This window comes from Bradyrhizobium sacchari, assembly GCF_002068095.1.
GTDB classification, from domain to species: Bacteria; Pseudomonadota; Alphaproteobacteria; order Rhizobiales; family Xanthobacteraceae; genus Bradyrhizobium; species Bradyrhizobium sacchari.
In genome coordinates, this window is record NZ_LWIG01000045.1 from 1 (window position 1) to 8,084 (window position 8,084).

At 65.3% G+C, this 8,084-nt stretch carries 8 protein-coding genes; 2 read left to right on the top strand and 6 right to left on the bottom strand.

Annotation, left to right across the window (positions count from 1 at the left end):
• From A5906_RS31305 to A5906_RS31310, 3 genes are all read right to left on the bottom strand, one after another.
• A partial coding sequence (locus A5906_RS31305; RefSeq protein WP_080139068.1) for a methyl-accepting chemotaxis protein occupies positions 1-1,997 on the bottom strand: 1,997 nt, incomplete at its 3' end.
• A 330-nt stretch (positions 1,998-2,327) separates the two neighbouring features.
• Positions 2,328-2,543: a DUF1127 domain-containing protein gene (locus tag A5906_RS41925; RefSeq protein WP_245326998.1), complete on the bottom strand. Its 216-nt coding sequence runs from the start codon at positions 2,541-2,543 to the stop codon at positions 2,328-2,330.
• A gap of 5 nt (positions 2,544-2,548) precedes the next feature.
• Entirely contained in the window at positions 2,549-2,992 is a 444-nt protein-coding gene (locus A5906_RS31310; protein ID WP_080139044.1) for a nuclear transport factor 2 family protein, read from the bottom strand.
• Between the two features lie 90 nt (positions 2,993-3,082).
• Here A5906_RS31310 and A5906_RS31315 point away from each other — a divergent pair, with 90 nt between their 5' ends.
• Positions 3,083-4,000 (top strand): LysR family transcriptional regulator, encoded by a 918-nt coding sequence (locus A5906_RS31315; protein ID WP_080139045.1) that lies wholly within the window; start codon positions 3,083-3,085, stop codon positions 3,998-4,000.
• Positions 4,001-4,146: 146 nt separating this feature from the next.
• Here A5906_RS31315 and A5906_RS31320 read toward each other — a convergent pair whose 3' ends face one another.
• Positions 4,147-4,767, bottom strand: a complete 621-nt coding sequence (locus tag A5906_RS31320; RefSeq protein WP_080139069.1) for a glutathione S-transferase family protein — start codon at positions 4,765-4,767, stop codon at positions 4,147-4,149.
• A gap of 140 nt (positions 4,768-4,907) precedes the next feature.
• Here A5906_RS31320 and A5906_RS31325 point away from each other — a divergent pair, with 140 nt between their 5' ends.
• A complete protein-coding gene (locus tag A5906_RS31325) occupies positions 4,908-6,179 on the top strand; it encodes a flavin-dependent oxidoreductase (RefSeq protein ID WP_080139046.1) in 1,272 nt (423 codons plus the stop codon).
• A gap of 214 nt (positions 6,180-6,393) precedes the next feature.
• Here A5906_RS31325 and A5906_RS31330 read toward each other — a convergent pair whose 3' ends face one another.
• Together A5906_RS31330 and mutY are read right to left on the bottom strand one after the other, a co-directional pair.
• Positions 6,394-6,813 carry a PaaI family thioesterase gene (locus A5906_RS31330; RefSeq protein WP_080139047.1) on the bottom strand — a complete coding sequence of 140 codons (420 nt, stop codon included), beginning with the start codon at positions 6,811-6,813 and terminating at the stop codon, positions 6,394-6,396.
• Between the two features lie 52 nt (positions 6,814-6,865).
• The gene (gene mutY, locus A5906_RS31335) at positions 6,866-7,984 is read right to left on the bottom strand and encodes an A/G-specific adenine glycosylase (RefSeq protein ID WP_080139048.1); all 1,119 of its coding nucleotides are present in this window, start codon (positions 7,982-7,984) and stop codon (positions 6,866-6,868) included.
• Between the last annotated feature and the right edge of the window lie 100 nt (positions 7,985-8,084).

Genomic DNA, 8,084 nt, shown 5'->3' on the forward strand with positions numbered 1-8,084 from the left:
ACCGAGCTCAGGAATTTTGCGACTTCCTGCTTCAGCCGGTTGCTGTCCGCCGACAGCGAGCGCGCCGCCGAGAGCACCTGCGAGGAGGCAGACCCCGTTTCAGAGGCCCCGCGTTGGACGTCACCGATGTTGGTCGAGACGCGCTGGGTGCCATGGGCCGCCTGCTGGACGTTGCGGGAGATCTCCTGTGTCGCCGCGCCCTGCTGCTCCACCGCGGCAGCAACCGTCGACGAGATCTCCGACAGGCGTTCGATGGTGCCGCTGATCTCCCGGATGGAGCCGACCGATTGCTCGGTGGCGGCCTGGATGCTGGAAATCTGCTGGCCGATCTCGCCGGTGGCTTTCGCTGTCTGCTCGGCCAGCGCCTTGACCTCGGAGGCGACCACGGCAAAGCCGCGGCCGGCATCGCCGGCGCGCGCGGCCTCGATGGTCGCATTCAGCGCAAGGAGATTGGTCTGGCCCGCGATGGTGTTGATCAGCTCGACCACGTCGCCGATGCGGGCGGCAGCCTTGGACAATTCGCCGACGCGCTCGTTGGTCCGGCTCGCCTGGCCGACGGCCTCGCTGGCGATGCGGGCGGATTCCTGCACCTGGCGCGCGATCTCGCTGACGGAGGAAGACAGCTCTTCGGTGGCGGAGGCGACGGCCTGAACATTGGCCGAGGCCTCCTGGGAGGCGGACGCCACCTCGGTGGAGATATCCTGGGCGCGCGAGGCGGTCGCCGTCAGCGTTCCGGCAGAGGCTTCGAGCTCGTTCGAGGCCGACGACACCGTATTCACGATCTCGCCCACGGCCCGCTCGAACTGGTCTGCGAGCCGGACCATGTCAGCCTTGCGGCTCTCGGCCTGCCGGGCCTCGATCTCGGTCTGCTCGTGCCGCAGGCGCTCGGTGTCGACCATGTTGTCCTTGAACACCTCGATGGCCTTGGCCATGTCGCCGATCTCGTCGGCCTTGCCGCGGCCGGGAACCTCGACCGCGAGATTGCCGCCGGCAAGCTGCCCCATCGCACGCGTCATCGAGGTCAATGGACCCACGATGCTGCGGGCGATCAGGAAGGCGACGATCAGTCCGAACAGGACGGCGAGGCCGCCCGCGGTCGCCTGCACGGTCGTCGTGCCGTCGATCACGGCTTCGGCGGCGGAGCGCGACCCCTTGTAGTCCTTCTTCAGGGTGGTTTCCGCGACCTTGAGCTTGCCGATGCTCTCGACGATGAGCGGGGCGAGATTCTTGTGGTAGATCTCGTCGGCCTGGAGCATCGCCGCGGAGGTCGTCTCGAACGCGGATTTGTAGATGCCGAGCGAGGTCTTCACCGGGGCGAGCGTGGTGCGCAGCTCCGTCGCCTGCGGGCTCTTTTCGAGCGCCGAAAGGCGCTGCATCGCCCTGTCCACGTTGGTCCTGAAATTGGCGGGGCCCTTGGTGTCGCGTAGGGCCAGGAAGCGCCAGTTGGCGATCTGCACCTGGAGAAGCCTGGATTCGAGGTCCGCGACGAGTGAGGCTGTGTCCTCGTCGACGGCTGCGCGCGCCACATCGACCAGCTTGCCCACCTTGACGGTCAGTTCGTCTCCGCTCGGCAGCAGCGTCGCCTTGCCGGTTCTTGCTTCGTTGACGGCGTCCCCAAGATTGTCACGCAGACTCCGCATCCTGGCGATGTCCGTGATGAGATCTTCGTAAAGGCGGCGCCGCTCCTCGGAGGCCGTCCCCTGCGCGCCGACCTTCAACAGTTCGGTCGCCGCGGTTTCCCGTTCTTGAGCCTCTTTCATCGCCGGTTCGCTGGCGTCGTAGATGTAGCGCAGATTGGCGCGCTGGATCGCCTGGAGGTGGGTCGATATCTCCAGCACCCGCGCCGTGCTGTCCGAGAGCGCCGATTGCTTTGCGACCTGATCCTGCACGGCCCGCAAATTCCAGACGGCAACCACCGCCATCACGACACCAACCGCCACCAGGGCCATGAAGCCTGCGTACAGGCGTCCCCTGATCCGCAAACGAAACTTCGGCATTCCCACTGTCCACCAGATGCATGCGACTTCGAGCAGCCGAACCCGTTCGACGATCGTCAGCGGCCACCCCGGCAGCCGCGCGTCGCATCTTTGCGACCCACGCTGCACCGCGACACAATGGAGGACACTCGTTAATTGAACCTTCCAATTTTTCGCGCAGACTCTTTGCGACGCGCACAACTTCTGCTGATTTTATAGCCAGCTGCGCAAGGATTTGGCTGGCGGCCGGCATGTCGCAAGCGTTTCGACGATCAACGTCTGTCAGGCGCACCGCCTGCGTCAATTTGCCGAGCGCGCCGACCCCATGGCGCCCCCGCCTGCTCTGGGCTCCTACTTCCACCGAACGGGTTTCTTCAGCTCGTAGGCAATCTCCGACCGGGTCATGCCGAAGTCCTGAAGCTCCCGTTCCGTCATGGCAGCGAGCTGGCCGCGGGCACGCGACCAGTCCCGCCTGATACACATGAGGTCCACCAGCGTCCGCCAGGCGCGCACGACCATCGACGGCTGTGACGGACAGCGACGGCCGGCGGACCCGAGATCGTCCAACCCGGTCAGCTCGCGGCCCTCGCGGGTGCTTGCGGAAACGGGCCCAGCGCCTTCTCGGTCAGCACCGAGTCGCAGTACTCGCGGATCTCCTTGATCTTGCGGTCCTCGAGACGAAACACCAGACAGTAATCGTTGTCGTAGCGCACGCCTTCCGGCGTGACATTGTCACCCTTGGCCTCAACCACGACGATGTCGCCATCGGCAATGAAGCGGTGGGCCACGGTGCGCGTCCGGTCGCGCAGGCGGGTGCGGACATAGCCGTGCAGGTCGTTGAGGATCGCCTCCTTGCCGGTGAAGGTGCGCGACCAGGAATATTGGCCGGTCACGACCCATCTGGCATCATCGGCAAGGCTCGCGGTGAACAGGGCGCGGTCGCGCGCGGCCGGATCGGGATTGGCGGCAGCGGCGAAAATATCCTGCATCAGTTTCTTGTTGGCATCAGCGCTCATGGCGGCATCTCCTGTGATGAGAACAGGGAGATCATCGCGGCGGGCGGATAATTCTTCAAATCGATAGCTGATATGATATCTATTCGCCTCATGAATTTGAAGTCCCTCGACCTCAATCTGTTGACCGCGCTTGACGCACTGCTGCGCGAGGCCAATGTCAGCCGAGCGGCCATGCGCATCGGACTGTCGCAACCCGCTACCAGCCATGCGCTGCAACGCTTGCGTGAGATCTTCGGCGATCCGCTGCTGGTGCGCACCGGCGCACGGATGGAGCTGACGCCGCGAGCGCTGGCCCTGCGCACGCCGCTGGCGCAGGCGCTCGACCAGGTCCGCGGACTGTTCGTGCCGGATGAATTCGACGCGGCGCGCAGCGAACGGCAGTTCCGCCTGATGATGCCCGATCTCGCGGTCGAGCTGTTGATGCCGCCTTTGATGGAGAAGGTGACACGGGCCGCGCCCAATGTCCGCATCGACGTGGTGCCGTGGCGGGGACCGGCGATCTTTCACGCCGAGTTCGCCAGCACCATCGACCTCGTGATCTCGATCGGCAATGCCTTCAAGGGTTTTCATCGCCAGTTGCTCTACACCGACAGCGATGCGCTGGCGGTGCGGCGCGACCATCCGATGACCGCGAAGCTGAAGCGGCGCGAGGCGTTCCTGGCCGCGCGCCATGTCGGCGTGATCATCCGCGGCAGCAGCGAGGATCTGATCGACACCTGGCTGCGCACCAAGGGCATCGAGCGGCACATTGCGCTGATCGTGTCAGGCTATCTCGAAGCGCTGCACGTCGCGGCGCGAACCGATCTCGTCGCCTTCGTGCCGCGCCGGCTGATCGCCGCGCTGTCGAAGCAGCTCGGCCTCGTCACGGTGACGCCGCCGCTCGACCCCGGGATCGACGAGCAGTTCATGTTCCATCCGACGCGGGCCCAGATGGATCCGGGCTCGATCTGGCTGCGGCGGCTGATGCTGGAAACGGGACGGGAGTTGGAGAAGCGGAAGGCTTCCTAGGGTGGGCAAAGCGAAGCGTGCCCACCATCCGTCGCCGCCGGAAAAAGATCGTGGGCACGGCGCTTCGCGCCTTTTCCTGCCGAACGCAATCGATCGATTCGGCAGTAGGGGTCCCGGCCTTCGCCGGGACGACGGCGGAGATTTAACTAGGCCTTCTGCGCGGCCATCACCTTGCTCACGGCCGGGCGGTCCGACATGCGCTTGAAATGGTCGGCAATCTTCGGCGTCGCATTGATATCGACGCCGTCGCCTTCGAGCCAGGTCGAGAGCGTGTAGAGATAGGGATCGCAGATCGTGAACTGATCGCCCATGACCCAGGGACCCCGAAACATCTTCTGCTCGATCAGCTTGAAGCAGGCGGCCATGGTCTGCGGGACCTTCGCCTTCATGTCCGCGAACGAGCTCTCCTCCGTCGCCCAGCGCGCGCCGCGCATCTTGTGGGCATGGTTGATGTGCACGGTCGAGCAGAGATAGGAGTTGAACGACTGCACCTGGGCGAAGTCGAAGGGATCGTCGAGCGGCGCGAGCTTCGCCTTGGGGAAGGTTTGCGCGATATAGGCCAGCATCGCCGGCGTCTCGGTGAGGACGCCGCGGTCGGTCACCAGGGCCGGCACGCGACCCTTCGGGTTGATCGCGAGATAGTCCGGACTGTTCTGCTGGTTGTCCTTGAAGCTCAGCCGTTCAGCCGTGTAGTCGGCGCCGGCCTCCTCCAGGGTCATGTAGGTGGCGAGCGCGCAGGTGCCGGTCGCGTAGTAGAGCTTGAGCATGTCGGACCTCATGAGAAAGCTGGAAACTAACTGCTGTCGGCCCCGAGGTCCATAGCACGCTGTTCTACGCCCTTTGCTCTTCGCAGTTGCCCACATCCGCCCGCCTGTGCCAAGACGCCTGCATCTGGAGGGGGGTCGTCATGACTGTACTCATCGCCGGTGGCGGTATTGGCGGACTGACGCTTGCGCTCAGCCTGCACGGGATTGGCGTTCCCGTAAAAGTGTTCGAGAGCGTCGCGGAACTGAAGCCGCTGGGAGTCGGCATCAACGTGCTGCCGCATGCGGTGCGCGAGCTGATCGAGCTCGGCCTGATGGACAAGCTCGACGCCAGCGGCGTGCGCACGCGCGAACTCGCCTATTTCTCCAAGCACGGCAAGCCGATCTGGAGCGAGCCGCGCGGGCTGGAGGCCGGCTACAAATGGCCGCAATTCTCGATCCATCGCGGCACGCTGCAGCAGCTGCTGCTGGACACCGCGGTCGAGCGGCTCGGCCGCGACAACATCCTCACCAGCCATCACCTGACCCGCTGGACCGAGACGGGCGACGGCGTGCGCGCCGACTTCATCGACAAGTCGACCGGCAAGGCTGCGGGTAGCTACGAGGGTGCGATCCTGATCGCCGCCGACGGCATCCATTCCGCCGCGCGAGAAAAGCTCTATCCGAACGAAGGCCCGCCGATCTGGAACGGCCGCATCCTCTGGCGCGGCGTCACGCCGGCCAAAGCCTTCCTCACCGGCCGCACCATGATCATGGCCGGACACGAGATCCTGAAATTCGTCTGCTATCCGATCTCGAAAGAGCCGGATGCGGCAGGCAACCACCAGATCAACTGGGTCGCCGAGCGGCACATGCCGCCGACCTATCAATGGCGGCGGGAGGATTATAACCGCACCGCGCGGCTCGAGGAATTTCTGCCCTGGTTCGAGAGCTGGCAGTTCGACTGGCTCGACGTGCCGAGCCTGATCAAAAACTGTCCGCACGCCTACGAATATCCGCTGGTCGACCGCGATCCGGTGTCGCAATGGACCTTCGGCCGCGTCACGCTGATGGGCGATGCCGCGCATCCGATGTACCCGATCGGTTCGAACGGCGCCTCGCAGGCGATCCTCGACGCCCGGGTCATCACCCGCGAGATCCTGGCGCACGGCCCGACGCAAGCAGCCCTGCTCGCCTATGAAGCCGAGCGCAGGCCCGCGACCACCGACCTCGTCCTGCTCAACCGCAAGAACGGCCCCGAGCAGGTCATGCAGCTGGTCGAAGAGCGCGCACCCGATGGTTTTGAGGTCGTCACCGACGTGCTGTCGCAAAAGGAGCTGGAAGACATCGCCGCCAACTACAAGCGCGTCGCGGGGTTCCAGGTCGAGGCGCTGAATGCGAAGCCGGCGATCGTAAGCAAAGATGCGCGGGCCTGACGAGCCCGCTCAAAGCGCGATGCGCATGAATGTGCCCTCGCCCCTTGTGGGAGAGGGCATCGCCGCCGGTAGACCCAGACTCACTTGGGTGAGGGTTGTTTCCGCTAGTCCAACTCGCATTTGAATTCACTGGGAGAGACCCCTCACCCGGCGCTTCGCGCCACCTTCTCCCACAAGGGGAGAGGGGAAGTGGAGCGTGCCGTGAGCGCTGGGATCACTTCACCGCCCCCGCCGCCTCCAGCAAGCGCTCGCTCGCGCTAGCGGTCGCCAGCACGGTGCCGTCCTCCGTCATCAGCTTCGCTTCGACGAACGCGATCGTCTTGCCGAGCTGCGTCACCTTCGCTTCACCGATGATTGTCCCGGGCCTGGCCGGGCTGAGGAAATTCACGGTCATGCTGATGGTGGTGGTGTAGAGCCGGCCCTCGCTCATCACCAGCACGGCCGGGCCCATGGTGTCGTCGAGCATGGCCGAGAGCATGCCGCCCTGAATGAAGCCCGCCGGATTGCAGAATTCGGGCTTGCCCTCGAAGCCGAGCCTGATCCAGCCCTCCTCTGGCCGGGCATCGAGCAGGCGCCAGCCGAGCAGCTCGGCGCAGGGCGGCCTTGGAAAATTGTCGAGCGCGGTCTTGACCATTCGCAGCCTCCGTATCGCGCCCTGATAGCTTAACGTTGCTGCCAGCGTGCTGTCAGGAGGATGCGCCCGACGAAAGATCCAGCCCGTGCGCGATCACCTTGCGCATGACGTTGGGCAGCGCTTCGTCCGCGAGGGTCGCGATGGGCACCCAGCGCATGCCAGCGGGCGCGCGGGAGCGCGCGTCGGCTTTCGCAGTGTAAACCACCAGCTCCAGCGGAAAGTGCGTGAAGACATGGGTGACGACGCCCACCTTGCGCTGCCAGCGCGACAGCCCCTTCAGTTCCGGCGCCTGCTGCTTCGCGGTCGCGTCCGCCTGTCCGGCCAACCAGTCAGAGCCCGGCACTTCCGTCATGCCGCCGAGCAGGCCCTTCTCGGGCCGCGAGCGAACCAGCAGTTCAGCCCCGCGTGTCACCACGAAAGCGGCGCCGCGCCTGAGCGTTCCGCTCTTCTTCGGCGCCTTGCGCGGAAAGGTCTCCTGCGTTCCCTGCGCGCGCGCCGTACAATCCTCAGTGAACGGGCACAGCGAGCAGGCCGGCTTCTTCGGCGTGCAGATCGAGGCCCCGAGATCCATCAGCGCCTGTGCACTGTCGCCGGCGCGGGAATTGGCGAGTAGCGTCGCCGCCAGTTGCTGGATCAAAGGCTTTGCCTGCGGAAGCTCGTCTTCAACGGCAAAGAGCCGCGACACCACGCGCTCGATATTGCCATCGACCGGCATGGTGTGGCGGTCGAACGCGATCGCCGCAATCGCCGCCGCGGTATAGGGCCCGATCCCGGGCAGCGCGCGCAAGCCTTCCTCGGTATCGGGAAACACGCCACCATGCTCGCGAGTCACCGCGACCGCGCAGGCATAGAGATTGCGCGCACGCGAATAATAGCCGAGCCCCGCCCACATCCGCAGCACGTCATCGAGCGAAGCCCGCCCGAGCGCGGTGACATCAGGCCAGCGCGCGACGAATTTTTCGAAATAGGGCCCGACCGCCTTCACCGTGGTCTGCTGCAGCATGATCTCGGAGAGCCAGACGCGGTAAGGGTCCGACGCCTCGCCGGGCGCGGCGCGCCAGGGCAGGCGGCGGCGATGGCGGTCGTACCAGGCGAGCAGGAGCGTTGGGCGCGATGGCGCATTCGACCGCGCGGGTTCCGGCTTGGCCTTGAGGGCAGATCTGAGGCTCATGTCTTCAGTTTAATGGCGTCACGCCGATCTCTCTACGTCATGGCCGCGCTCGTCGCGGGCATCCACGCCTTTCTTCGAAGGAAGAGCGTGGATGGCCGGG